Origin of the sequence: Nonomuraea sp. NPDC052116 (assembly GCF_040680035.1) — a bacterium.
GTDB lineage: Bacteria > Actinomycetota > Actinomycetes > Streptosporangiales > Streptosporangiaceae > Nonomuraea > Nonomuraea angiospora_A.
This window is the reverse complement of record NZ_JBFAWA010000033.1, coordinates 132,032-156,113: the sequence shown is the minus strand read 5'-3', so window position 1 is coordinate 156,113 and position 24,082 is coordinate 132,032. Positions and strand designations below refer to the sequence as shown.

At 69.6% G+C, this 24,082-nt stretch carries 25 protein-coding genes; 10 read left to right on the top strand and 15 right to left on the bottom strand.

The annotated features are described in order from the left end of the window. Nucleotides 1-277 precede the first annotated feature (277 nt). Entirely contained in the window at nt 278-820 is a 543-nt protein-coding gene (locus AB0L65_RS46355) for a hypothetical protein (protein WP_364260042.1), read from the bottom strand. Between the two features lie 89 nt (nt 821-909). Beyond that, the gene (locus AB0L65_RS46350; RefSeq protein WP_364260039.1) at nt 910-1,749 is read right to left on the bottom strand and encodes a helix-turn-helix transcriptional regulator; all 840 of its coding nucleotides are present in this window, start codon (nt 1,747-1,749) and stop codon (nt 910-912) included. A gap of 235 nt (nt 1,750-1,984) precedes the next feature. On the opposite strand from AB0L65_RS46350, the gene AB0L65_RS46345 reads away from it, so the two are divergent. Both AB0L65_RS46345 and AB0L65_RS46340 read left to right on the top strand, forming a co-directional pair. After that, entirely contained in the window at nt 1,985-2,596 is a 612-nt protein-coding gene (locus AB0L65_RS46345; protein WP_364260036.1) for an NAD(P)H-dependent oxidoreductase, read from the top strand. A gap of 47 nt (nt 2,597-2,643) precedes the next feature. After that, complete coding sequence (locus tag AB0L65_RS46340) at nt 2,644-3,276, top strand: DsbA family oxidoreductase (protein ID WP_364260033.1); 633 nt, start codon at nt 2,644-2,646, stop codon at nt 3,274-3,276. 9 nt (nt 3,277-3,285) lie between these two features. Here the strand turns inward: AB0L65_RS46340 and AB0L65_RS46335 are convergent, their stop codons facing one another. Beyond that, entirely contained in the window at nt 3,286-3,801 is a 516-nt protein-coding gene (locus AB0L65_RS46335; RefSeq protein WP_364260030.1) for a hypothetical protein, read from the bottom strand. A gap of 265 nt (nt 3,802-4,066) precedes the next feature. Between AB0L65_RS46335 and AB0L65_RS46330 the strand changes: the two genes are divergently transcribed. Beyond that, nucleotides 4,067-4,279 carry a hypothetical protein gene (locus tag AB0L65_RS46330; RefSeq protein WP_364260027.1) on the top strand — a complete coding sequence of 71 codons (213 nt, stop codon included), beginning with the start codon at nt 4,067-4,069 and terminating at the stop codon, nt 4,277-4,279. Between the two features lie 22 nt (nt 4,280-4,301). Here the strand turns inward: AB0L65_RS46330 and AB0L65_RS46325 are convergent, their stop codons facing one another. Further along, a complete protein-coding gene (locus AB0L65_RS46325; RefSeq protein ID WP_364260024.1) occupies nt 4,302-5,441 on the bottom strand; it encodes an alpha/beta hydrolase in 1,140 nt (379 codons plus the stop codon). Between the two features lie 131 nt (nt 5,442-5,572). Here AB0L65_RS46325 and AB0L65_RS46320 point away from each other — a divergent pair, with 131 nt between their 5' ends. After that, nucleotides 5,573-6,778, top strand: a complete 1,206-nt coding sequence (locus AB0L65_RS46320) for a histidine kinase (protein ID WP_364260021.1) — start codon at nt 5,573-5,575, stop codon at nt 6,776-6,778. Further along, complete coding sequence (locus AB0L65_RS46315) at nt 6,775-7,470, top strand: response regulator transcription factor (protein ID WP_364260018.1); 696 nt, start codon at nt 6,775-6,777, stop codon at nt 7,468-7,470. The genes AB0L65_RS46320 and AB0L65_RS46315 overlap by 4 nt, the downstream gene beginning before the upstream one ends. On the opposite strand, the gene AB0L65_RS46310 is transcribed toward AB0L65_RS46315, so the two are convergent. After that, a complete protein-coding gene (locus tag AB0L65_RS46310; protein WP_364260015.1) occupies nt 7,451-8,911 on the bottom strand; it encodes an ATP-binding protein in 1,461 nt (486 codons plus the stop codon). The genes AB0L65_RS46315 and AB0L65_RS46310 overlap by 20 nt on opposite strands. Before the next feature lie 97 nt (nt 8,912-9,008). Here AB0L65_RS46310 and sppA point away from each other — a divergent pair, with 97 nt between their 5' ends. Continuing rightward, entirely contained in the window at nt 9,009-10,706 is a 1,698-nt protein-coding gene (gene sppA, locus AB0L65_RS46305; protein WP_364260012.1) for a signal peptide peptidase SppA, read from the top strand. Between the two features lie 4 nt (nt 10,707-10,710). On the opposite strand, the gene AB0L65_RS46300 is transcribed toward sppA, so the two are convergent. The 5 genes from AB0L65_RS46300 to AB0L65_RS46280 are packed head-to-tail and all read right to left on the bottom strand — an operon-like array spanning nt 10,711 to nt 14,625. Next, nucleotides 10,711-11,193 carry a flavin reductase family protein gene (locus AB0L65_RS46300; RefSeq protein ID WP_363976399.1) on the bottom strand — a complete coding sequence of 161 codons (483 nt, stop codon included), beginning with the start codon at nt 11,191-11,193 and terminating at the stop codon, nt 10,711-10,713. Nucleotides 11,194-11,251: 58 nt separating this feature from the next. Continuing rightward, nucleotides 11,252-12,187 (bottom strand): ABC transporter substrate-binding protein, encoded by a 936-nt coding sequence (locus tag AB0L65_RS46295; protein WP_364260009.1) that lies wholly within the window; start codon nt 12,185-12,187, stop codon nt 11,252-11,254. A 38-nt stretch (nt 12,188-12,225) separates the two neighbouring features. Further along, a complete protein-coding gene (locus AB0L65_RS46290) occupies nt 12,226-12,918 on the bottom strand; it encodes an ABC transporter permease (protein WP_364260006.1) in 693 nt (230 codons plus the stop codon). After that, nucleotides 12,915-13,595, bottom strand: a complete 681-nt coding sequence (locus tag AB0L65_RS46285; RefSeq protein WP_364260003.1) for an ABC transporter permease — start codon at nt 13,593-13,595, stop codon at nt 12,915-12,917. The genes AB0L65_RS46290 and AB0L65_RS46285 overlap by 4 nt, the downstream gene beginning before the upstream one ends. Further along, entirely contained in the window at nt 13,588-14,625 is a 1,038-nt protein-coding gene (locus AB0L65_RS46280) for an ABC transporter ATP-binding protein (protein WP_364260000.1), read from the bottom strand. Before AB0L65_RS46280 ends, AB0L65_RS46285 begins: the two co-directional genes overlap by 8 nt. Nucleotides 14,626-14,951: 326 nt before the next feature. Between AB0L65_RS46280 and AB0L65_RS46275 the strand changes: the two genes are divergently transcribed. Further along, nucleotides 14,952-16,772 (top strand): hypothetical protein, encoded by a 1,821-nt coding sequence (locus AB0L65_RS46275; protein WP_364259997.1) that lies wholly within the window; start codon nt 14,952-14,954, stop codon nt 16,770-16,772. A gap of 142 nt (nt 16,773-16,914) precedes the next feature. After that, on the top strand, nt 16,915-17,388 hold the full coding sequence (locus tag AB0L65_RS46270) for a carboxymuconolactone decarboxylase family protein (protein WP_364259994.1): 474 nt from the start codon (nt 16,915-16,917) through the stop codon (nt 17,386-17,388). 18 nt (nt 17,389-17,406) lie between these two features. On the opposite strand, the gene AB0L65_RS46265 is transcribed toward AB0L65_RS46270, so the two are convergent. Beyond that, nucleotides 17,407-17,877: a DUF1801 domain-containing protein gene (locus AB0L65_RS46265; RefSeq protein WP_364259991.1), complete on the bottom strand. Its 471-nt coding sequence runs from the start codon at nt 17,875-17,877 to the stop codon at nt 17,407-17,409. Between the two features lie 79 nt (nt 17,878-17,956). After that, entirely contained in the window at nt 17,957-18,412 is a 456-nt protein-coding gene (locus tag AB0L65_RS46260) for a carboxymuconolactone decarboxylase family protein (RefSeq protein ID WP_364259988.1), read from the bottom strand. A 187-nt stretch (nt 18,413-18,599) separates the two neighbouring features. Here AB0L65_RS46260 and AB0L65_RS46255 point away from each other — a divergent pair, with 187 nt between their 5' ends. Then, nucleotides 18,600-21,077 (top strand): tetratricopeptide repeat protein, encoded by a 2,478-nt coding sequence (locus AB0L65_RS46255; RefSeq protein WP_364259985.1) that lies wholly within the window; start codon nt 18,600-18,602, stop codon nt 21,075-21,077. A 30-nt stretch (nt 21,078-21,107) separates the two neighbouring features. Here AB0L65_RS46255 and AB0L65_RS46250 read toward each other — a convergent pair whose 3' ends face one another. Then, nucleotides 21,108-21,551, bottom strand: a complete 444-nt coding sequence (locus AB0L65_RS46250; RefSeq protein ID WP_364259982.1) for an SRPBCC family protein — start codon at nt 21,549-21,551, stop codon at nt 21,108-21,110. Nucleotides 21,552-21,903: 352 nt separating this feature from the next. Further along, nucleotides 21,904-22,305 (bottom strand): hypothetical protein, encoded by a 402-nt coding sequence (locus tag AB0L65_RS46245; RefSeq protein WP_364259979.1) that lies wholly within the window; start codon nt 22,303-22,305, stop codon nt 21,904-21,906. Between the two features lie 386 nt (nt 22,306-22,691). Here AB0L65_RS46245 and AB0L65_RS46240 point away from each other — a divergent pair, with 386 nt between their 5' ends. Beyond that, the gene (locus AB0L65_RS46240; protein ID WP_364259976.1) at nt 22,692-23,141 is read left to right on the top strand and encodes a nitroreductase family deazaflavin-dependent oxidoreductase; all 450 of its coding nucleotides are present in this window, start codon (nt 22,692-22,694) and stop codon (nt 23,139-23,141) included. 90 nt (nt 23,142-23,231) lie between these two features. Here the strand turns inward: AB0L65_RS46240 and AB0L65_RS46235 are convergent, their stop codons facing one another. After that, a complete protein-coding gene (locus AB0L65_RS46235) occupies nt 23,232-24,056 on the bottom strand; it encodes an alpha/beta hydrolase (protein WP_364259973.1) in 825 nt (274 codons plus the stop codon). Nucleotides 24,057-24,082: the final 26 nt, after the last annotated feature.

The window sequence follows — 24,082 nt, the reverse complement described above, 5'->3', positions numbered from 1 at the left end:
ACCCACCGATCTCCAACTCGATCTCCTGGACCTCCTCGACATCGATCCACGAGACCTCCGCTGAAGATCACTCACATGCGGAAAACGGGGCTAGCTGTCGTGCACGTGGAGGCGAGAAGGCGACGGGCGAGGCAGCCCGGGCCGCGGTGCTGCCGGACCTGTACGAGATGGCCGCCGAAGCGGGCCTCGCACTCGGCCACCCCGTGGTAGTGCAGGTCAAGCAACAGGTGGAGGGCACCTCGGTAGATGAAAGGCCTGCCGAACGGCGATCGGTCTCTCACTCCTCGTCAGGTTCGGCCCAGAACGGCGGCACGAACGAGCCATCGCGACGCGTCACGACCTTCCCGTCTCGGACGTTCAGCGGCTCCGGCTCATCGTGCTCGTACCAGCGCTGGTACCCGAAAAAGGACTCGTTCTTGTGGAGCCGGGCGGCCAACCAGTCCATCAGCTCGGCCACCTCGGCATGCCCGTCGGGGTGGATCTCCCAGCGGCAGGTCAGCGCCCAGCGTTCGTCGCCGTGGTCATCCCCGCGCACCAGGATCGAGCAGCCGGCGCCCGAAATCTTCGAGGCCGCGTACGGCGAACCATCGCTCCACACCGGTTGCGGAAACTCCTTGATCACCCAGTCGCCGTTCTCGTCCTGCACCGGCTCCAGCTCGTCGTCCAGCAGATCGAGAACCTCGTTGACGATGATCGTCTTCTCGGTGATGTGCTCGGGCCGCGAGCCGAGGCCCACGTGCCAGCGCAACTCGGCGAGTTCGGTCTCGGGCAAGTCGCCGCGCAGGTCCATCGCGACCATGAGTTCGTGAATGTCAGCCACGGCAGCACCGTAGCGACACGGACCGACACCGGGCGGCCGCACCAGAACGGCGGGTCCGCTCTGAAGCCGGAGCAACCACTCACGGCCCGCTAGGAGGCGGCGGGGTGATGGCCGGTGAGGCGGTCGAGGGCGGCGGCGGTGGCCTCGTCGGAGGCGAGGTAGACGACCAGCCGCTGCTCGTCGGGGTCGGGCAGCTCCAGGCTCTCGTACGCCAGCCGTAGCTCCCCCACCTCCGGGTGCGCCCACCGCTCGACGCCGGTGCGCGTGGGCAACGCGGCCGAGCCCTCGAACCGGTCGCGGAAGCGGTCGCCGGCGGTGATCGTCAGCTCCTCGGCGAGCAGCGCCGCGTGCGGGTCGCCGAGCGCGGACGCGGCCCGCAGCGCGGCGGCCCGCTCGTCGGCGACCGTGTCCCAGTCGGGGTGGGCGTCCTGCGCCCGTGGGTCGGTGAAGACGTACCGGACCAGGTTCGGCGGCTCGGCCTCCAACAGCCCGCTCGGGCCGGCGAGCTGCGCGAACCCGGCCGTCCACGCGAGCAGGTCGCCGGGCCGGTTGGCAACCAGCGCCGGGGCGGGCTCGAGCCGGTCCAGCAGCGCCTGCACGGTCGGGCGCACCGTCCGGGCCCGCGTCATGGCGGCCCCGTCGCACGTGCCGCCGCCGGTGGTCTTCGCCAGCCGGTGCAGGTGGATCCGCTCGTCACGGGACAGGCCCAACGTCTCCGCGAGCGCGGAGAGCACCTGGGCGGACGGGCTGCGGTCGCGCCCCTGCTCCAGCCGGGTGAGGTAGTCGACGCTGACGCCGGCGAGCGTGGCCAGCTCGGCTCGGCGCAGCCCGGGGGTGCGGCGCCGGTTCCCGTTCGGGAGCCCGACCGCGGCCGGCGGGACCGCCTCCCGGTGTGCGCGTAGAAACGCGCCCAGCTCTGTCTCCCTCATCAACCGCGATTGTATTCACGGCGAGCCTGGCCCTGCCAGGGCTAGGAAAACCGCAGCCTGGCCCGGACACACCCAGCGCCGGGACGCTGGCAGGCATGAGCACCTTCACCGACGGCGTGAACGCATTTCTGAACCGAGGCCGCTGCGCGTGACCCCGGTCACGAGGCGCTCGTGACCGGCGGCGGTGAGCAAGGAGTTCATGCCCCGACCGAGACAGAACCCAAGGAGGAGGCCCATGATCCAGATCGCGATCATTCTGGGCAGCACCCGCCCCGGGCGCCGCGTCGAGGACGTGGCCCGATGGGTCGCCGAGGCCGCCGGTCGGCACCCCGCCGTCAAGACCGGGGAGGCCGACCTCGAACTCGTCGACATAGCCGACTACGAGCTGCCGTTGCTGGATGAGCCGGCGCCCGCGGTCATCGGTTATTACCAACATGCGCACACCAAGCGGTGGGCGGCCACGATCGACAGGTTCGACGGGTTCGTGTTCGTCACCCCGGAGTACAACAGTGCCATCCCCGCCGCGCTGAAGAACGCCATCGACTATCTGTACGCGGAATGGAATGACAAAGCAGCCGGGATCGTCAGCTACGGTGGCACCCGCGCCGCCGAACAACTACGGCAGACCATGGGCGAGATCAAAATCGCCGACGTACACGCCCAGGTCGCGATCAACCCGTACTTCGACTTCGATTTCACCGACTCCAAAGCCGGCGTCTGCGCCCCCGGCGAGCGCCAGGAAACCGCCCTGATCACCATGCTGGACGAAGTCCTCGCATGGTCCCAGGCCCTCCGGGTGCTGCGGGACCCCACCGCGAGCGCCGATCCCCGGCCCGGGACGACCTGATCCACGCACCTCAAAACCGAAGCCATTTCCACACGTGAAGGACCAAGATGAAAGTAGAGATATACGCCGATATCGCGTGCCCGTGGTGCCGCCTCGGCACGCACCAGTTCCACCGCGCGGTGGCCGCGGCCGGCACAGAAGCGGATGTCGAACTCGTTCACCGTCCGATCCAGCTCCTTCCCGACGCGCCCGAGGAGCCCCGGCCGTTGATGGACGCGGTGGTCGAGATGTTCGGTCGCGAACAAGCCGAGGCGATGCTCTCGGAGATGACCCGGCTGGGCGCCGGTGAGGGAATCGAGTACCGATTCGACCGTGCGGTGGCGGTCAACACCTTGACCGCGCACCGGCTGCTGTGGCTCGCCCTGCACGAGCACGGCGCCGAGGCGCAGGCCGCGCTGGCGACCGCCCTCTTCGACGCGTACTTCCGCGACGGCGCGAACATCGCCGACCACGCGCAACTCACCGAGCTGGCCGAGCGGGTCGGCTTGGACGGCGGCCGGGTGCGGGACTTTCTCGCCTCCGAGGAGGGGAGCGCCGAGGTACGTGAGCAGGCGGCCGCGGCGCGGCGGGAGGGCGTCACCACCGTGCCGAGATTCGTCTTCGAGGACGGCGCGCTGATCGTAGGTGTGACCAGCACCGAGGCGCTCGGCGACGCGCTCCGGAAAGCCGGTGGCCGGTAGCGCGCCGCTTCAGGTGACGGTGCCGTCCCAGTGAGCGATCCATTCACCCTGTTTGAGGACGACGGGCGGGGACGGCTGTGCGGGCCAGATCTGCAGGTAGTGGTGGTCGCCGTCGAAATCCGGCCGCTCCGTGAGCGTGCTCCAGACGTGGTAGCGCAGCCGGTGCATGCCCGGACCGGCGGGCAGCGGGGGAAGGCGGCGCATCGCCGTGTCGTCCCAGTCCATGCACCATCCGATCAGGAAGACCTCGCCGGTCGTCGACACGAAGTCGATCTCCACGATCTCCTCGTACCCGTCGAGGTCGGCGCCCGGATCGTGGTCGGCGACGGTCACCGTGAGGGGGATGCCGTCGCCGTGCTGGTACAAGATCGCCAGCTCGGCCATGACCTTCCGTACCGTGACGAGCGCGACGGACCCCTCCACATCGCCCGCGTCGTCCCCGTCCCAGTTTCCGTTCATCAGGAAGACGGTGCTGCAGTCCTCGACGTCTACTTCCACCCGGACGGTCTCCGCATAGGGGCTCATGAGCGGCGAGCGTAGGGCCCACCACCGACAAACCAGCCAGTTCAGCGACGGGGCCCCCGAAGGCAGGTCCGAGAGGTACAGTCCACGGGTGCGTTGATCTTCCGGGCGGCGGCCACGTACCGCCGCGGACGGTGCGGGCGGCCCCGGCGGCCGGGGCCGCCCCGGCAGGCTTCCCCCGTCACGATCCCACCGGAGATCACCATGCCCGCCCGGCAACCTCTCACCTACCGCTCGTTCGTCGAGCTCGCCACCGCCGGACCCCGCCGTGGTCGGGCTCGTCCTCAAGGGCTCCCACGCCCACGACGGCATGGTCACCGAGCACTCCGACCACGACCTGTACGTCGTCCTCGCCGACGGTGCGGCGACGGATCTCACCCGGTTCACCTGCAACGGCGCCTCTTCGCCCAGGTCGAGGCGGCGGCCCGGCGTGCCGGGCACGGCGCGGTGCTGGACGCGTGGGGCGAGGACCTCGACCTGATGCGACCGCAGCAGGACCGGTCCTAGCCCGCCGGCTTGACCTCCGGGTAGCGCGACGCCGGGTCGTTCAGGATCGGCTGTGGCTTGCCCCGCAGGTGGAGGTCGTAGAAGGCCGCGACGATCCCGCGCGTGATCTCCAGGGATCGCGTGGCGGGCAGGTCGGCGCCGTCGTCGATGCCGAGCTGCTCGGAAAGCACGGAGATGTCGGTGAAGGAGGCGTGCTCGGTGCCCGTCACCACGAACCAGCGCTTCCAGCCGGTGAGGTTCGGCCAGGACTGGTCCCAGGTGGGGTCCTTGCCCGGGCTGTGCTTCGCCTCGGAGCCAAGGAGCAGGTACGGCTTGGCCAGCCCGCCGCTGGGGACCGGGACGACGGCGGTGCCGTCGATGTTCATCCCGGCGCGCAGCCGGGAGTCCTTCAGCAGGGCGGCCACGGAGCTCGCGCCGCCCACGGAGTGGCCGCCCATGGCGATCCTGGATCGGTCGATCAGCTTGGGATACCTGGCGAGCACCGAGTCAAGGACGAAGGTGACATCGGCCGCCCGGATCTGCCCGACCTTGGCAAAGAACGCCGGATTCTTCGGTTCGACCTCGCACGCGACGCACTCGGCGACCCTCCCGTCAGGGAAGCTCGTGGCGACGTTCTCGTACGTGTGCCCGATGACGGCCACCACGTAGCCCCGGCTGGCCAGGTCCTCGGCCAGGCCGGTGAGCGAGTAGCGGGGCTTGGTGAAGCCCGGGGAGAGGACCACGAGAGGCAGCCGCCCCTTGGCCGGCCTGGCGTCCTTGACCGCGTCGATCCGCGTCTTGCTGAGCAGATCGCCCGGTACGCCGGAAGCGCCCGCCTCCTTCAACGTGAGCTCGGACTCCTTGACCGTCATGTACGGCGCCCGCGCCCCGCCGGCCTTCGCCGCCGGATACCAGAGCGAGACCATGAGCTCCCGCGCCTTCACGCTGGGCACCCAGGGATCGGGGCGGGAGGTGTCCTTGAGGTGGAGCGAGGTCATGCCGACCGGCAGCTTGCCCGTCGGCTTGGGGATGCGCAGAGCGGGTGCCGGCTCGGTGGTTCGGTTCCTGACGGCGGCCTCCGACGTGGCCGCCCAGGAGGCGGCGGCCGGCAGGGCGAGGAGTACGGCGAGGGCAAGTCGCCCGATTCGGTGACTCATGGGGCTCGACGCTAGGGCCGGGCGATCTCCGCCCGCGTCGGCCGTGACGACGACATCGGCGGCGGGGTCGTCCTCGAGATGTACTCCGCTCCGCCGATGCCCCCATACGCCACGAACAGGACAATGTGCGGGTGTCACTGATCAGAAGGCGATGGCGGGATCTGCTCCGCGCGGAGCACAGGCCCTCGCGGCGCGCACTCGTGTTCGACGTCCTCCTCGCGGTCGCCTTGACCGTGCTGGCGGTGGTGGCGGCGGCACCCGCCGTGGACGCCGTCCACAGCGTCGACCCCTTGCGGCTGCCTCCCCCGCCCCGGCCCGTCCTGCCCACGCACAGTGACGCGGTCGATCCCGGCCTGCTCTTCGCGGTGGCGCTGACGGCATTGCCGCTGGCCGTACGGCGGCTGTATCCGTTGACCGGCTTCTGGATCGTGCTGCTCGCCGCCCTGGCCACCGATGACGAGGCGACCTGGGTCACCGTGGCGACCTGCGCCATCGCCGCCTACGGAGCGGTCGCCTACAGCCGCAACCGGCTGGTGGCGCTGGGCGGTCTGGTGCTGGCCACCGTACTGGCGGGAATGGCCTTCAAGGATGCCGTGGCGGGGCTGCCGAGCTGGCTCGGGCCGTTCGTGGTGCTGCTCGGCGCGGGGGTCATGGCGAGCTTCGTCCGGTTCTGGCGGCAGCAGCTCGCCGAGCGGGACGAGAAGCTCCGCCGGGCCGTACAGGTCGAGCGCTCGCGCATCGCCGGCGAGCTGCACGACGTCGTCACCCACAATGTGAACGTGATGGTGATCCAGGCGGGGGCGGCGCGCAAGGTGATGGACACGACGCCGGAGCGGGCCAAGCAGGCCATGCTCGCGGTGGAGACCAGCGGCAGGGCCGCCATGGCCGAGCTCCGCCACGTCATGGGCCTGCTGGCCGCCTCCGGCAGCGGATCCGACCTTCTCGAACCGCAGCCGGGGCTCGACCAGCTCGACTCGCTCATCGAACGCGTGCGCGCGGCCGGCGTCCCGGTCAGCGCCGAGATCGGTACGCCGGAAGGTCCGGTGCCGCCCGGGGTGGGCCTGGCCGTCTACCGCGTCGTCCAGGAGGCGCTCACCAACACGATCAAGCACGCGGGCGGCGCCGCCGTGTCGGTGGCGATCAGTCACACCGGCGACTGGCTGGACATCGAGGTCGCCGACCGCGGCGGCACCCCCGCGGCCCGTGCGGGGGACGGCCAGGGCCGGGGGCTGATCGGGCTGCGCGAACGGCTGGCGCTCTACGACGGGACCCTGGAGGCGGGGCCGCGGAGCGGCGGAGGCTTCGTGACGAGGGCGCGCCTGCGGTGGACGGCATGAACGAGGCGCCGCGCGTGGTCATCGCCGACGACCAGGCGCTCGTACGCAGCGGGTTCGGGATGATCCTGGCCGCTGACGGGATCGAGGTGGTCGCCGAGGCCGCCGACGGCGTCGAGGCGGTCGCCGCCGTCCGGCGGACCCGGCCCGATCTCGTCCTCATGGACGTACGGATGCCGCGCCTGGACGGCATCGAGGCCACCCGGCAGATCCTGTCCGGCGGCGCGGACGGGACCCGCGTCCTCATCCTGACCACGTACGACCTCGACCACTACGTCTACGCGGCGCTCACCGCCGGGGCCAGCGGCTTCCTGCTCAAGGACGTCTCCCCCGAACACCTGGTGGCCGCGGTGCGCCTGGTGCGCACGGGGGACGCGCTGCTCGCGCCCGCGATCACCCGCCGCCTGATCGAGCGCTTCGCCCGCCACGACGAGCCCGCTCGCCGCGTCGCGCACGGCGACCTGTCGCAGCTGACCCCGCGCGAGCTGGAGGTCCTGCGCCTGCTCGCGACCGGCATGAGCAACGCCGAGGTGGCCGACCGCCTGGTGCTGAGCCCGACGACGGTCAAGACGCACGTCGCGCGCATCCTGTCAAAGCTGGAGCTCCGGGACCGCGTCCAGGCCGTCGTCCTCGCCTACGAGACCGGCCTGGTCAGCCCCAGCACACCGGCTCCGATCACGCGTAAAGCTCCTTGAGGCCGACCAGGCGGACACCTTCGGGGATGTCGTCGTGGAACCCGGCCCCGCTGTAGCACGCCAGGACCGTGTCCCTCGTGTCGTACCCCTTCACCGACAGCAGGTCCCGAGCCCGCCGCAGCCGATCCACGTGCCCAGCGGTCATCACCTTGTCCCACTTGGCCTCCCCCAGTGACAGGATCCGCTGCGGACGCCCCGGTTCCTCCTGAGCGAGAACCGCCACGTTGACCTCGATCTGCGTGCGGTTGTGCGGGTCCGCCACCACCCCCGCGGCTACCCTGCCGGGCAGTTCGCCGAACACATCCTCTTCCGCGAACATCGCCCACTCCCTGCAGAGGGCTTCGAAGTGCGGCCCGACCACTTGCGACAGGAAGGTGGCGCGCGAATTGCTCCAGGCGGCCTCGGTCCGGCCGCGCTCCAGCCGGGTCCACTCGCGGCGCATCACCGCCTCGTAGAAGACGATCAACGGCTCGCAGATCCGGTAAAGGGACCTCCCCTTCCTGAATGCGTCCTCTTCACGGGCGATGAGTTGCGAGTCCTCCAAGACCGAAAGCGGGTGCCCGATGTCGGTTGATTTGCGGCCTATATGGTTCGCGATGCCGCCACGCGTGGCATTCCCTGCCGCGATGGCCCCCAGCACCGCGTGGTAGATGGCGGTGTCGCGGATGTCCGTCTCCTCCGCGAGCAGATAGCGGCCCTCGCGATACAGCGGGATCTCCGGATTCAGCACAGTACGCGCCACCCAGGCGTCGAAGTCCTCCACCGACTCGGGGATGTCTCCGGCCACGAACTCCCGCCGATACGCCGGGGTGCCTCCCACAATGGAGTGGACCAGCACCGCGAGGCGCGGATCCTCGATGTCCCAGAACCTGGCAGACGCACGGTAGTCCAGTGGTTTGACCACGAGCTCCAAGCTGGCCCGCCCTCGCAGGGGCGCATTACCCGCAAGGAGGCGGCCCATCACCCCCAGCGCCGAACCGCACAGCAGCAGACGCGCTTTCCCTTGTCTCGCGTATCCCCTGGGATCGAGGGCGTGCTGGATCAGCGAGGGAAGCGAAGGCGAGGCCTTGCTCAGATAAGGGAACTCGTCGATCACGATGAGCCCCTCAGGAACGAGAGCGAACAGCCGCTCCAGAGCCTCATTCCAGTTGGCGAATGTAAATCGCCCGCCCGCGCCGCTGGTCTGCGCCGCCAAGGCGTCGCCGAAACGGGCCAGCGCCTCGGTGTCCGTTTCGTCAGTCGCAGTGAAGAAGAACCCGCCGAATTCCTGGACCAAGGCGTCGAGCAGGTAGGTCTTGCCTTGCCGACGCCTCCCGCTCACAATGCCGAGCCTCACGTCAGGGCTGGGCGACGTGGCGAACCTGATCAAGCTCGCCCATTCGCGATCACGGTCGAAGACATGGGAAGGCTTGGCCACGGCGGGCTTGGCGATCGAACTCACGGTATAACCATACACCTTAGGTCCATAGAGCTTAGGGGTATAAACCTTAGGTGTACACCTCTAAGCGGATCCGAATTGGGTCGCTTAGGGTGGCTTCATGGAGGCAGGAAAGGCGATCTTCGAAACCGTCGACAAGCTTCGTCAGCGGCGCACGGCCCCGCTGGTGCTGGAGCTCGATCTCACAGAGGGCCTCACCGAGGGCCCGCCTGCGGACCCGCTCGCCGCGGTGCTGTCCATGCGTAAGACGCGCCTGTCCGACGTCCTGTCCGGGCTCCGGCGCGCCAGGCAGGACTCCAGGGTCAAGGCGCTGGTGGTGAGGATCGGGGGCAACCCGCTGGGCCTGGCCATGGTGCAGGAGCTGCGCCAGGCGGTGATCCAGTTCAGGGCGTCGGGCAAGCTGACCGTCGCGTTCTCGGAGACGTTCGGGGAGTTCGGCGGCGGTACGGTGCCGTACTACCTGGCCACCGCGTTCGAGCGCGTCTACCTGCAGCCGAGTGGCGACGTCGGGCTGACCGGGGTGGCGCTGGAGCAGCGCTTCGTCAAGGGGGCCCTGACGAAGCTGGGTGTCGGGTACGAGGCCGGGCAGCGGCACGAGTACAAGACCGCCGTCAACACCTTCACCCAGGACCACATGACCGAGCCGCACCGCGAGTCCATGGGCCGCATCGTCGAGTCGGTCACCGAGAGCCTCAGCGCGGGCATCGCCGACGGGCGCCGGCTCGACGCGGGCAAGGTGCGGGAGCTGATCGACCGCGGCCCGTTCACCGCCTCCGAGGCGCTGGAGGCCGGGCTGGTCGACGGGCTGGCGTACCGGGACGAGGTGTACGAGCAGGTCAAGCAGGCGGCGGGCGACGACTCGCACCTGCTGTACGTGTCCAGGTACGCCAGGGGCGCGGCCGTGCGGAAGCTGCCGCACCCGACGGCGGACGGGATCGCGCTCATCCACGGCACGGGCATGATCAGGACCGGCCGCAGCGGGCGCAGCCCGCTCGGCGGGGGCGGGGCGATGGGCTCCGACACGATCAGCGCCGCCTTCCGGGCGGCCCGGCGGGACGAGCACGTCAAGGCGGTCGTGTTCCGGGTGGACAGCCCCGGCGGCTCGTACGTGGCCTCCGACACGGTCTGGCGCGAGGTGACCCTCACGCGCAAGGTCAAGCCGGTGATCGTCTCGATGGGCGACCTGGCGGCGTCCGGCGGCTACTTCGTGGCGATGGCCGCCGACGTGATCGTGGCCCAGCCCGGCACGCTGACGGGCTCGATCGGCGTGTACGGCGGCAAGCCCGTCGTCGCGGAAATGCTCGAAAAAATCGGCATAAATTCGGAAATGGTGGCGTCCGGGGCTAACGCGGGAATGTTCTCTACATCTCGCGGCTTCTCCCCCGAGCAATGGGATCGCGTGAACGCCTGGCTCGACCGTATTTACGATGACTTCGTGGGCAAGGTCGCCGCGAGCCGCGACCTGACCCGGGAACGCGCGCACGAGCTGGCCCGCGGCCGCGTCTGGACCGGCGCCGACGCGCACGCCAGCGGGCTCGTGGACGAGCTGGGCGGCCTGGAGGACGCGCTGGTCCTGGCCAGGAAGCGGGCCGGCCTTCCCGACGACGCCCCCATACGCGCCTACCCCCGGCTCAACCCGCTGGAGCGGCTGCGCGGGCCGGACTCGAGCGAGGACAAGTCCGCCGCCCTGGCCCGCCTGCGCCTGGACGCGTGGGGCCCCCTCGCCCGCCTGTCCGCCGAGCTCGGCCTCCCCGCCGCGGGCCCGCTGCTCCTCCCCACGTGGTACGTGATCCGCTGAGCGCTCACGACCCGATCGGGCGGTAGCGGGAGCGGAGCCGTACCAGAGGCTGGAGAGCGGCCTCGACGTAGGGGACCGCGAGGACGGTGGCGATGAAGAGGGTGTGATCCCCGGCCGGGACCACTTTGGTGGTCTCGGCCTCCAGGGCGGCCACCCCGCCCTCCACCACCAGCGCGTCCGAGTGCGTTCCCCGGTGATGCGGCGTGCCCGCCAGCAGCAGCCGGGCGCTGGGCCGGCCGGCGGTGGCGAAGCGGCTGGCGATGGCCGCCTGGCCGGACGACAGGAGCGAGGCCGCCCAGCGGTCCTGCCGGAGCAGGACCTCGTTGAGGTAGCCGCCGCTGGCCAGGCTCACCAGGAGGAGCGGGGGCTCCAGCGAGACCGACATCAGCGCCGACACCGTGGTGCCCAGGTCGTCGCGCCCATCGCGTACGGTCACCACGGCCACCCCGGCCGCGAGCTGCGCCATCGCCTCCGTGAACTCGCTCACGGCACGAACCTAGCGGTGCGGGCCCCCGGACGGCGGGGACCCGCACCGGAAAAAGGCGTCAGCCGAGGCCGTTGGTGGTCAGCCATTCCTTGGCCACGGTGCCGGGCTCGTCCTTGTTGACGGAGATCTTCTGCATCATGTCCAGGAGGGACTGCGTGGTGAGCTTCGCCGAGACGGCGTTCAGCGTGGTCTTGATCGTGTCGGTCGCGGCCGCCTTGTTGAGGAGCGGCGTCACGTTCTGGGCGGGGAAGATGTTCTTGGGGTCCTGCAGCGGCACCAGGTTGTTGGCCGTCATCTTGGGGTCGGTGGTGAACACGTTGCCGACCTGGATCGTGCCGTCCTTGATCGCGTCAGCGGTGGTCGGGCCCGTGGGCTTCCACTGCTTGAACTCGACCCCGTAGACCTCCTTGAACCGCGCCTCCCACCGCTTCTTGAACTCGGGCGGGCCGCCGACGACGAAGTCCTTGGAGACCTTGGCCAGGTCCTCCATGGTGTTCAGCGACTGCTTGGTCTGGGTGTCCTTGGAGATGGACAGGCTGTCCTTGTCCTCGGCCGGGGAGGAGTCGAGGACCTCCAGCTCGGCGGGGAGCTTCTCCTTCAGCGCGGCGTTGACCTCGTCGGTGGTCGCGGCCGTGTTCTTGAGGTCGACGAAGGCCAGCAGGTTGCCGTTGTACTCGGGCACGATGGTCAGACCACCGCTCTTGACCTGGTCGATCACGACCTCGCGACTGCCGATGCGCGGCTTCTCCTCGACCTGCACGCCCTTGGCCTGCAGCGCCTGGGCGTAGATCGACCCGAGCAGCACGCTCTCGTCGAAGTCGAAGGATCCGATGACGGCCTTGCCCCCGCCCCCGCTCGAAGCCGAACCGCTGGGGGCCGCGCTCGAGGTGTCGAGCGGGTTGCCTCCAGTGTTGCCACCGCCGCCACCGCCACAGGCGGCCAGCGCGAGCATCGCCGAAACGAACACCCCGGCGATGCCGTACTTGCGTCCCATCTTGCTTTTCCCTTCTAAGCGGGAGGTAATACAGGAGACTATCGGACCTTCAGCCGCTGGCTCACGCCCGGGGAGACCGTCACCCTCTGGGCAAGCGTGAACAATATCTGGACCATCAGGGCAAACAGCACAATTAGCACTGAACCGCCGACGACGCTCGCGTAATCCTTCGTCGCGAAACCGTCGATCACGAACCGCCCCAGACCACCGAGCCCGGTGTACGCGGCGACGGTGGTGGTGGCCACGACCTGGATCGCCGACAGCCGGCATCCCAGCAGGATCAGCGGCAGCGCGACCGGGACGAGCACCCGCCCGAGCACCTGCCCGCCGCGCAGCCCCATCCCGTACGCGGCGTCGCGCAGCTCGGGATCGACCCCCTTGATGCCCTCGAACGTGTTCACCAGGATCGGCGGCACCGACAGCAGCACCAGCGGGACGATCACCGGCAGGCTCGACGCCGTGCCCAGCAGCAGCACGAACATCACCAGCAGGCCCAGCGTGGGCAGCGCCCTGGCCAGGTTCGCGGTGACGGCGACCAGCACCTCGCCCCGGCCCGTGTGGCCGATCAGCAGCCCCAGCGGCACCGCGATCACCACGGCCAGGACCAGCGCCAGGGCCGAGAACTCCAGGTGCTCCAGCAGGCGCACGGGGATGCCGTCGGGGCCGGACCAGTTGGCGCCGTTTCCGAAGAAGTCGGCCAGCCAGCCGAAGAAGTCGGTGAGCCAGCTCACGATCCCTGCCCCCTTCGGGCCCGTACCCATGGAGTGAGCAGCCGCTGCGCCAGCACCAGCAGCCCGTCGGCGACCAGCGCCAGCGCCACGATCAGCACGATCCCGACGATCACCGGCGGCATGAACGGGTTCTGGTACGCCCGCGTGAACAGCCCGCCGAGCCCGCCCTGTCCGATCAGCGCACCCACGCTGACCAGGCTGATGCTGGAGACCGCGACCACCCGCAGGCCCGCCAGCACCACGGGGACGGCGATCGGCAGCTCGACCGCGAGCAGCCTGCGCAGCGGCGTGAACCCCATCGCGATCGCCGACTGCCGCACGTGGTCGGGCACCGAGCCGAGCCCGTCCACGACGGCCGGGATCAGCACGGCCATGCCGTAGAAGGTCAGCGGGATGATCACCGTGGTCTGCGACAGCCCGGTCACCGAGATCAGCAGCATGAAGACCGGCAGCGAGGGGAGCGCGTAGACGACGTTCATGAAGCCGGCGGTCGGCTGGTAGAGCCAGCGCCAGCGCACGCAGGCCAGCCCCAGCGGCAGCGCGACGACCAGCGCGAACAGGATCGGCACGAGGGACATGGTCAGGTGGTCGAGGAGCAGGTTCTTGATGCTGTCGACCCGGCCGGTATCCCAGTTACGCCCGATCCATTCCCATAGGGAAGGAGGGCCGTCAGCCATCTGCCGCCTCCGCGAGCGCCTTGTCGAGCGTCTCCCTGGTGGCCACGCCGACGACCTTGCCCTGCTCGTCCACGGCCACCGCGCAGCCGGACGGCGACAGCAGCGCCGCGTCGAGGGCCGTGCGCATGGAGTCGCGCCCGTACACGAACGTCCCGTACGGCTCCAGCTCGTCGGGCCGCTCCCGGGAGACCCACCCGGTCGGCCGGCCGTCCTCCATGACCAGCCGCCACGGGTCGTCCGCGGTGTCGGTCAGGTCGGTACGCAGCCGCAGCCCGTCCGTCGAGATGAACTGCAGCCGCCGGATCCCCCGGTCGTGCCCCAGGAACTCCTTCACGAAGTCGTCGGCCGGCTCGGACAGCAGCGTCTTGGGGGCGGCGAGCTGCGCCAGCTTGCCGCCCACCCGCAGCACCGCCACGCGGTCGCCCAGCTTGATGGCCTCGTCGATGTCGTGCGTGACGAACACGATGGTCTTGTTCAGCTCGGACTGGAGCCTGAGCAGCTCGTCCTGCAGGCTCGTACGCACGATGGGGTCGACCGCGCTGAACGGCTCGTCCATGAGCAGCACGGGCGGGTCGGCGGCCAGCGCCCTGGCCACGCCCACGCGCTGCTGCTGCCCGCCCGAGAGCTGGAAGGGGTAGCGACCGGCCAGCGCCGGGTCGAGGCCGACCCGTTCGAGCAGCTCCATGGCTCTGGAGCGGGCCTTCTTCTTGTCCCAGCCGAGCAGGTACGGGACCGTGGCGATGTTGTCGACGATCTTGCGGTGCGGGAACAGGCCGGCCTGCTGGATGACGTACCCGATGCCGCGCCGCAGCGTCGGCGGGTCGATGCCCTGCACCGGCGTGCCGTCGAGGAGGATCTGGCCCTCGGAGGCGTCGATCATCCGGTTGATCATCCGGAGGGATGTGGTTTTCCCGCAGCCCGAGGGGCCGACGAGCACGGTGATCTCTCCCGTGGGCGCCTCGAGGTCGAGACGGTCCACGGCGACCGTTCCGTCTGGGTAGCGTTTGGTGACAGCGTCGAATGTGATCACGCGCGAACTCTCGCTTCAGGCTTCTGTGGCAGGGGCCGCAGCCCCCGTGCCACGACCGCCGCATGATCTATCGCAGGACAGACTACGGCGCTCCGGACCACCGTGTCGTCCTGGGATCCAGCTGAAACGCTTCAGTTGAGCTGGATATTTACCCCAAATGTTGAAGTGGTAGTGCGCCGGACCGTGGTGTCTTGGCATGATTACCTCCACGAACTTCTGACCTATACCTCCACAAAGTCCTGACGAACACCCCGAACGAAATTCACGAACTTCAGCCCCGCACCCCTCACCCTCAGCGTCCGCTCACAGCAAGAGGATCCGGCCCCGTGTCTCAGCCGCTCACCGATCAGCGCCGACGCGCCGAGTTGATCGCAGAGCTCTACGACCGCCATGCCGCTGGGCTGTTCGCGTACTGCGCTGACCAGCTCGGCGACCTAGGCTCCGCGTCCGACGTACTGGTGACCTTGTTCTCCAGCGTCGCCGGCGTTCCCTCCGCCGCCGAAGCGCCTCGCGCCGCTCTCTACGCGTTCGCCCGCCGCGAGATCCACCGGCGGGACATCGTCTTCGCGCCCCCCTCCATCGATCCGCTGATCGACCCCGCCTCCGCCCTCGTCGAGCGCACCTTCCGCGAGCTGCGACCACACCAGCGTGAAGTGCTGGTGCTGTGCGCGGTCTGTGGGATGAGCAAGGCGGAGCTGGCGTGGGTACTCGACGTCGCCCCGGACACCGCCGAGGAACTGGCGGTGGGGGCGGCCCACCACTTCCGGCACGCCTTGGTGACGGCGCTGTCCTCCACCGGGGTCCGCGTGCCCAAGCCGGTGGCGGACGTGTACGGCGCCCTGGGCGTGGCCCCGCTCGCCGACATCATCGGCCGCCTCCCCTGGGCGCAGCCGCCCGGAGCCCTCCGCATCCACTTCGCGGGCTCCCGTTCCGCCAGCCCCGGCCCTCTCTTCGTCAAGCCCCGCTGGCCCAGCCCGCCGATGTGGCCCCAGCCCCTGGCTGACGAGGACCCGGCGACCAGCACGGTCATCTTCCCGGCCGAGCTGCTGACGCCGCCGTCGCCGTCGCACGTGCCCGAGCACTCCGCCACCACGGCCCCGATGCCCGCACTGAACAACTCCCCGGAGTCCGCACCGCGCCGCGGAGAATTCCCGGCCTCGCACGTCCCCTTCGGAGAAGCCCCGTCCTCAACGCCACGCTCGTTCTTCGGAGAGGGCCGGAGCTCGACTCCGGTCTCCTTCTTCGGCGACGGCACGGCCTCGACCGCCCGCTCCCCCCTCAGGGACCCGTTGGCCTCCGCCCAGCGTCTGCACGATCCGCTGGGCCCCACCCCGTCTCTCAGAGATCCTCTGGCGGCGGTGGACGGCGCGCGGCCCGACCAGCCCGGCACACCACAAACAGCTCCACCCTTCGCAGGGAGGACCCCAGTGCCGCCTTACATCCATCCGTTCTTCCAGGACCCGCCCGACGAGCCTTTCGGCGGTCTGGAACCGTTCGCGACCGGCGACGTGATCTTACCCAGGGACACCCCTGAGCCCTTCGCGACCGGCGACGTGATCCTGCCCAGAGATGTCCCGAGGCCGTTCTCGGACGACGATGACGGCGACATCCTGGCCCCCAGGGACCCGCACCCCGACGTACTGGTGCACAAGGGCCCCGCCCGCCCGCTCCAGCAACCGCCGCGGACGAACGAGCCGGCCCCCCTCTTCCGCCCCCGCCCCAAGTCGGCCAGGCGCACCCAGCCCGCCAAGTCCTCCGAGCCGGCCAGGCGCACCCCCAAGCCGGCCGAGCCCGTGAGGCCCGCCGAACCGGTCTACCGCCTGCCCCTGTACGACAAGGCGCCCCCGAAGCCCCCCACCCTCCCCAGGCCCTCCTCCTCATCGAGCAGGAGAACCCCTGCTCCACCTGACGAGGAACCCCAAGGGACCTTCCGCTCGCCGGCCCCGGAGCCCTCTCTCCTGGCCCCGCGCCCGGTCCGCGCCCGTCCGGTGCCCAAGAAGCGCCCGGAGTACAGCGCCCGGCCCGAGAAGCCCCGCCGCCGCCAGAACCGGCACTTCGACTGGGCCTGGGAGGTCGTCGGGTTCCTGGTCTGCGTGGCAATCGCCATGATCGTCTTCTTCTCGATGCCCGCGTTCCTCCACCCGTGAGGCGCGTCGTCGTATCGGCTCGGCAACTCACCCCGTCGAGCCGATCGTCGAACGTGACGCGCATCCCCTTCGCCGGGCGGTCACCTTTCGCCGAGCTGTTCCGTCAGTGGGACGTACCAGCGAACACGGCAAGGAGATCGCCATGGAAGCCCGCTTCGACTTCTACAGCAACCCCGTCGCAAGCAAGTTCTTGAAGTACCTCAGCTCGGCGGGCAAGGCCGTGCGGGAATCGACGCTGCCGACCGCGACGCAGGAGCTGGTGAAGATCCGCGCCAGCCAGATCAACGGCTGCGCCGTCTGCCTCGACGCGCACACCAAGGAGGCCGCGCACGCCGGCGAGACCTCCGTACGCCTCAACCTGATCGCGGCCTGGCGTGAGGCCAAGGTCTTCAGCGAGGCCGAGCGGGCCGCCCTGGAACTGACCGAGCAGGGCACCCGCATCGCCGACGCCGCCGGTGGCGTCACCGACGAGGCCTGGGCGAACGCCGCCAAGCACTATGACGAGGACCAGCTCGCCGCCCTGGTGTCCCTCATCGCCGCCATCAACACCTTCAACCGCATGAACGTCATCACCCAGCAGCCCGCCGGCGACTACCAGGTCGGCCAGTGGGGGTGACCCGGTAAGGGGGGGTCCTCAGCTCGCCGCCTGCTTCACGAGCGCGCTGATCCGCGCCTCGTGGTCGGCGGTCAGCTCCGTCAGTGCGAAGGCGGTCGGCCACATGGCGCCGTCGTCGAGGTTCGCCGGGTCGTTGAAGCCGAGGGTCGCGTACCTCGTCTTGAACTTCTGGGCGGGCTGGAAGAAGCAGACGATCTTGCCGTCCTTCGCGTAGGCGGGCTGCCCGTACCAGAGCTTCGCCGTCAGGGACGGGGCGCCGGCCTTGACGATGGCGTGGATCCGCTCGGCGATGACCCGGTCCGCCTCCGCCATCTCGGCGATCTTCTCGAGCACGTCCCGCTCCGTGTCGGCCTTCGCGCCCGAACCGCGGCGCGCGGCCTTCTTCAGCTCCTGGGCGTGCTCCTTCATCGCGGCTCGTTCGTCGTCGGTGAACCCGTCGAACTTGCTGTCCGCCGCAGCACTCTTGGTGGCCTTCGTCGTTTCGCCCATGGTGGGAATCTCCTTGTCCGCGAGTCATCTATCTTGCGAGGCGACGGATCAGTGCCTGTCGCCCGGGGACCGGCAGGCCCTACCCCCACGCGCCGGCGATCTGCCGGGTGGTGGCGTTGAGCCGGTTGAACATGTTGGTGACACCGATCATCAGGACGATCGCGGCCAGCTGCTTCTCGTCGAAGTAGGTGGCGGCGCTGTCCCAGACCTCGTCGTTGACCGCGTCGGCGCGGTCGGCCAGCCGGGTGGCGGCCTCGGCCAGCGCGAGCGCCGCCCGCTCCTCATCGGTGAAGTACGGGGTCTCCCGCCAGGCGGCGACCGTGGCCAGCTTCTCCTCGCTCACCCCGGCCTTGCGGGCCGTCTTGACACCGCCGTCCACGCAGGCGCTGCAGCCGTTGATCTGGCTGACCCGCAGGTGCACCAGCTCCAGCGTCTCCCCCTCCACCCCGCCGGAGTGCACGGCCTTGAAGATCTCCTGAATGGGCTGCATCGCGCCGGACAGGATCATGGCGGGGTTCTGCATACGAGGCTGCATCGGGTTTTCCTCTTTCAGGTCTGTGCCCCGTTCCCTCGGGGCGTGACTCCATCACAGCCGGAAGAGGGCTACCATGACGACGTCGATGGGACACTTTGGGACAGTTGAAATGGCTCTGACCAGCAGCGACCGTCCTTGAGAAGTTTCCGCCGGTGTGGGACAGAAACAGGACAGGGGAACGGTGGCTGTGCAGCAGAAAACAGCGAAGGCCGACCCGAAGGACGAGCTGGCCGCCCGCCTGCGCCTGCTCCAGGAGCTGTCGGAGCGCGGCGTGCGGGCCCTGGCCCGGGACGCCGGCCTCAGCTCGTCGTCGCTGTCGCGCTACCTCAGCGGCCAGACGTTGCCGCCGTGGCCCGCCGTGGTGGCGCTCTGCCGCCTCCTCAAACGTGACCCCCGCCCGCTGCGCCCCCTGTGGGAACGGGCCTCCAACCCCCTGCCGGCGCCCCCGAAGACCAGCCGCCAGGTCCAGCCCCCGTCGCCACCCGCGGGAGCTCCCCGCCCGCCCCGCAACGACCTGCCGCGCGACGTGCCCGACTTCACCGGGCGCGAAGCCCAGCTCGCCGCCGTGCTCGCCGGCGTGGACAGCAGCCGGGTGGTCGCCATCGACGGCATGGCGGGCGTCGGCAAGACCTGCCTGGCGGTGCATGCCGCGCACCGGCTCAGCGCCGACTACCCCGACGCGCAGCTCTACCTGGACCTGCACGGGTTCACTGCCGGACGGGAGCCGCTCGGTCCCGACCCCGCGCTGCGGGCCCTGCTCGCCGCCCTCGACGTCCCCTCGGAGAAGATCCCGCAGGAGGGCGGCATCGAGCCGCTGGCCGCCTGCTGGCGCTCCGAGCTGGCCCACCGGCGGGCCGTCGTGGTCCTCGACAACGTCGCCGACGCCGACCAGGTCCGCCCGCTGCTGCCCGGCGCCGGCCCCTCCGTGGCCCTGATCACCAGCCGCAACCGGCTGCTGGGCCTGGACGAGGTGCCCCCGGTGTCGCTGGACGTGCTGAGCCCGCAGGAGAGTGCCGAACTGCTGGCCCGCGCCAGCGGCGACCCGGGCGGGCCCGACAGCCGGCTGGCCCGCGACCCGGAGTCCGCCGCCGAGGTGGTACGGCTGTGCGGCCAGCTGCCGCTGGCCCTGCGCCTGGCCGCGGCCCGGCTGCGGCACCGGCCGGGCTGGACCGTGGGCATCCTCGTCGAGCGGATGGCGGAGGGGGCCACCGAGTTCGACACGGCGTTCGCCATGTCCGTACGGCAGCTGGACCGGACGCAGCGCCGCTTCTTCCGGTTGCTGGGCCTGATGCCCGGCGCGACCTTCGACGAGTACGTGGCGGCGGCGCTGGCGGACATACCGCTGCGCAGCGCCCGGGCGATGCTGGAGGACCTGCTCGACGCGCACCTGGTCCAGCAGCCGGCGGCCGGCCGCTACCGCCTGCACGACCTGGTGCGCCAGCACGCGCGCCGGGCCGCCGCCGAGCAGGACTCACCGGCGGACCTGGAGCAGGCGCTGGGCCGGGTGCTCGACTACTACGTGCACGCGGCGGCCGCCGGTGACGCCGCGATGTCGTACCTGTCCCCCGTCCGGGAGGTCTCCGCGGGCCGGCCCCCGGCCGAGCTGCCGCGGTTCGCCGGCAAGCACGCGGCCCTCTACTGGTTCGCCACCGAGTACACCAACCTGATGGCCGTCTTCGAGGCGGCCGTCGCGGCCGGGGCCGACGCGCACGTGTGCGAGCTGCCGCGCTTCATGCGGGCGTTCTTCGCGCGCCGCTGCGGCACGACGCACCTCAACGTCCTGTTCGAGCGGTCGCTGGTGGCCGCGCAGCGCCTGGGCGATCCGGTGCAGCTGGCCGAGGCGCACAGCGACCTGGGCTTCGCCCGGTACAACGCGGGCCGGATGGCGGAGGCGGAGGCCGCGTACGAGGCGGCGGCGCCGCTGGTGTCCCAGACCGGGGACACCAGGTCGGAGGCCGAGCTGACCATGCGCCGCGGCTACCTGAGGTGGGACGAGGGTTACGTCGAAGAGCCGCTTGACCTCTTCCGGCTGGCCGGCAAGCTGTACGCGGACGCCGGCTGCCCGATGGGCACGGCCCACGCGACCGCGTACGAGGCCTGGGCGATGCTGCAGCTGGGACACCACGAGGAGGCGGCGCGGCTGGCCCGCGTGGCGCTGGACGTGCCGCACGCCGACCCCGCGTGGCCGCCCACGCTGACGGCCAGGATCACCCTCGGCGTGGCCATCGCCCCCGAGGCGCCCGGCGAGGCGCTGGAGCACCTGGAACAGGCGCTGACACTGGCCCGCGAGGACGGCCACAAGCACAACGAGGCGTGGTGCCTCAACTGCATGGGCGTCGCGCTGCGGCAGATGGGCCGGTACGAGGAGGCGCTCGCGAGCCACCGTCAGGCGTTCGCGCTGCTGGACGAGCTGTTCGAGGAGCATTGGAAGATCCATTTCCTCAACGGCTACGCCGAGACCTGCCGGCTGGCGGGCCTGCCCGAGGAGGCCTTGCGCCTGCACCGGCAGGCGCTGGAGCTGGCCCCGAAACTGGGGTACCGGTACGCGGAGGCGCTGGCCCACGAGGGGATCGCCGCGGTCCTCGACGAGAGCGACCCGCCCACGGCCGCCGAACACCGCACGGCCGGCCAGGCCATCCTTCAGGAGCTCAAACCAGGGACCTGACGCGACCAGCCGTCCCTACCCGGCAACCGTTCACGTCAGCGTCGGAGCTCGGCCGACGAGGATGTCCGCGCGGGCGACCTGCACCTGGCGGGCCTTGCGGACGGCGTACCGCAGCACCGGGCCCAGTCTCGCGTACACCGTCAGCACGTCCTCGACCGCGGTCCCCATGCCGTCCGCGGTCAGCCCGAACCGGTAGTCGAGCCGCACTCCGCCCGGACTGTCCACCTCGCCCTCGATACCGTCCTCGGTGGCGCGTAACGTCACCTCGATCAGGTTGTCGTACTTCGCAAAACCGAAGAAGCGGAACCGCTCCACAGCCACGAACCGCATCTTGCCGGGCTCCCGGCGCACGTCGCGTACCGCCACCACGAGCGGCGACAAGCCGACGTAGTTCGACGGCTCGCTGAGGTGCGCGAGCACCACGGGCGGCGGAGCAGGAACGTGAAAAGCGTGGCGGAGCACGGTGCCCGGCATCGTTCACCTCACAGTCGTCGAAGGACTGCAACCGAGTATGACGCCGGGGATACCCCGAACGGTTCGGCGAGGCGCGCCACCACGACCGGATCGACGAACGCCGCGTCGGCGGTGATCATCAGTCCGCGGCGAGGCGGACAAGGCAAGCGGGTAGTACTCGCCAGTCGGCCCACCGCTTCGCCGGTCAACAGGTGGGGTGCATGGCGAGTGCCTTGCCTGAGATCAATTACTGTCGAGGATGGGTGGGCCACTAGCCATCGCATACACCCAGCTCAGCTATCGAATGGCGGCGGCCGTACTAGACATGCATATGTGAACTAAGACGCCGGAATTCGCGCGAAGGCGGCCCTGATCAGCCGCAGTGCTCAAGAGGTGAATAGTACTGCTTGGCGCCGTATTGACCGCCCCACGAGATGCACCGGCCTGCGGCATTGATCTTCACCGGACCGGCATAGGTCGAGTAGTAACCACCGTCGAGTCTTACCGACTCCCAGTCTCCAAGACTTATCCTCGCCGAGACGAAGGTGCTGTCCGGGCTGTCCTTCCACGTGACCACGCAGTTGGTGCTGCCGTTATAGAGCAGGTAGATGATGGCTGCGCCAAGGTCATGGCTGTCGATGACGTGGTAACTGCCGCCGCCGCATGCGTTGATCGGTGATGATGCGGCGTTCGCCGGGCCGCTTACGGCCACAGAACCGGCGAGCATTGCCACGGTGGTGAGGATGAGTGCTGTTCTCTGTTTGAGCTTGCGCATTGGCTTCCCTGTCGCTTCCTTGGTGATCTTTACGGACGAGGGAGATACGCCGGTAGAACGTTCATGCCCCCACGGCCGTCCCAACATCACTTGCCGAGGGTGATGATACATCATTCTAGAGCATGCGCTCTATTATCGTCGAGGTCACGGTTCGTCCCCAGTTTCGTGACCACACCGCATACCGCTTCTTAACGGCTTCACCGGCTCTGAGCTGGTGTTTTGTCGCTTGGCCAGCTGGCTAGGGGGTGTCTTGGGTTGTGATCATCTGGTGGGCCTGCCGGGTAAGCCGGGCGGGACACTTGTCGGCAGTGTGGTGAGGATGATTCCGCGCGACGGCCGTGTTGAACTGCTCAACATCATCCGTAGGCGACGATGGGATGGACGCGATGCCTCTTGAGGGCGAGTACGAGCCGAGTCCGGCGCAGTGGGTGCGCGAACAGGTCGAGCTGTACGAGAGCTCGGACGGCACGCAGGGAACGACGCTCTGGGACACAGGACTGCCCGTCGTCATTCTCACGACGCGCGGCGCCAAGAGCGGCAAGATCCGCAAGATCCCGCTGATGCGCGTGGAGCACGAGGGACGGTACGCGGCCGTGGCCTCGAAGGGCGGTTTCCCGAGCCACCCGGTCTGGTACTTCAACATCAAGGCCGACCCGCACGTGGAACTCCAGGACGGGCCCGTACGCCAGGACATGACGGCCCGTGAGATCACCGGGGATGAGAAGGCCGAGTGGTGGGAGCGCGCGGTCGCCGCATATCCGCCGTACGCCGAATACCAGGGGAAGACCGATCGGGTGATCCCCGTCTTCGTGCTGGAGGCGGCGGCCGGGAGCTGATCCGCTACTGAGACCGGAACGTATGAGCACACGTCACGCGTCGGCCCAATTCCCAGGCAACCCGATGCTGATCACAACCCAAGAAACTCCCTAGGTCGTCGCTCTGGTTAGGACGTTGATGAGGATGGCGGCAAACTCGGCGGGCTGGGACCAGTAGCCGGTGTGGTCGCCCGGGAAATCGATCACGCTCTTCCCCCAGCGGTCGGCCAAGGCGAGGCTGGGACGGCAGGCGAAGTGCTGACGGGAGTCCCGGCCGCCGGCCATCACGATCCGCTCCCGCTGGGCGTCGAGAGTCACCAGATCGGGACGATAGCCGGGTGCCTGCCGCACTTCGTGATCAAGGAAGAAGCCGAGGTTGGCCGACAGGCGGTAGATCAGTTCAGGGTCGATGTCGGCCGGCCGCTGGAGTGCGTCCAGGCCAATACCGGTCATGAACATCCGCATCGCCGGTTCCACGCCGTCCCGCCCATAGGTGTCGTACACCTCCTGGAAGAACGCCCGCCACCTGGGGGCATCGGCCAGCACCTCGGCCAGGGGTGGCTCATGGGCGACCAGCCTGGTGACCAGGCCTGGGCTCTGGCTGATCAGAGCGAGTCCGATGACCGCGCCCGCGCTACTGCCGAAGACCTGCGCCGGCCCCCTTGCGACTGCCCGTAGTAAGCAACGCGCGTCGTCGACGTGGGTATCGCCCCAGGCGCTGTCGTCGAATGATCCGTTGACGGTGCTTCTGGAAAACCCTCGCCGGTCGTAGCTGATGACGGTGTAACGAGGGGCGAGCAGGTCCGCGACGGCGTCGTACAGGTCGGCGTCGCCGTTGCTCCCAGGGATCAGCAGGAGCGCGGGCCCTTGCCCGCGCACCTGGTAGTGGAGGCGGGCACCGGGCACGTCCAAGGTGTCGGTCTGCTTGACGGGCATGGCAATGATCCTTTCCTCGCTTACCT

Coding starts and splice junctions, on each gene's coding strand:
- AB0L65_RS46325 (WP_364260024.1), bottom strand. CDS start 5,441: ATGAGTCACCGAATCGGGCGACTTGCCCTCGCCGTACTCCTCGCCCTG.
- AB0L65_RS46340 (WP_364260033.1), top strand. CDS start 2,644: ATGAAAGTAGAGATATACGCCGATATCGCGTGCCCGTGGTGCCGCCTC.
- AB0L65_RS46285 (WP_364260003.1), bottom strand. CDS start 13,595: ATGGCTGACGGCCCTCCTTCCCTATGGGAATGGATCGGGCGTAACTGG.
- AB0L65_RS46345 (WP_364260036.1), top strand. CDS start 1,985: ATGATCCAGATCGCGATCATTCTGGGCAGCACCCGCCCCGGGCGCCGC.
- AB0L65_RS46335 (WP_364260030.1), bottom strand. CDS start 3,801: ATGAGCCCCTATGCGGAGACCGTCCGGGTGGAAGTAGACGTCGAGGAC.
- AB0L65_RS46295 (WP_364260009.1), bottom strand. CDS start 12,187: ATGGGACGCAAGTACGGCATCGCCGGGGTGTTCGTTTCGGCGATGCTC.
- AB0L65_RS46250 (WP_364259982.1), bottom strand. CDS start 21,551: ATGCCGGGCACCGTGCTCCGCCACGCTTTTCACGTTCCTGCTCCGCCG.
- AB0L65_RS46245 (WP_364259979.1), bottom strand. CDS start 22,305: ATGCGCAAGCTCAAACAGAGAACAGCACTCATCCTCACCACCGTGGCA.
- AB0L65_RS46270 (WP_364259994.1), top strand. CDS start 16,915: ATGGAAGCCCGCTTCGACTTCTACAGCAACCCCGTCGCAAGCAAGTTC.
- AB0L65_RS46350 (WP_364260039.1), bottom strand. CDS start 1,749: ATGAGGGAGACAGAGCTGGGCGCGTTTCTACGCGCACACCGGGAGGCG.
- AB0L65_RS46260 (WP_364259988.1), bottom strand. CDS start 18,412: ATGCAGCCTCGTATGCAGAACCCCGCCATGATCCTGTCCGGCGCGATG.
- AB0L65_RS46240 (WP_364259976.1), top strand. CDS start 22,692: ATGCCTCTTGAGGGCGAGTACGAGCCGAGTCCGGCGCAGTGGGTGCGC.
- AB0L65_RS46265 (WP_364259991.1), bottom strand. CDS start 17,877: ATGGGCGAAACGACGAAGGCCACCAAGAGTGCTGCGGCGGACAGCAAG.
- sppA (WP_364260012.1), top strand. CDS start 9,009: ATGGAGGCAGGAAAGGCGATCTTCGAAACCGTCGACAAGCTTCGTCAG.
- AB0L65_RS46235 (WP_364259973.1), bottom strand. CDS start 24,056: ATGCCCGTCAAGCAGACCGACACCTTGGACGTGCCCGGTGCCCGCCTC.
- AB0L65_RS46315 (WP_364260018.1), top strand. CDS start 6,775: ATGAACGAGGCGCCGCGCGTGGTCATCGCCGACGACCAGGCGCTCGTA.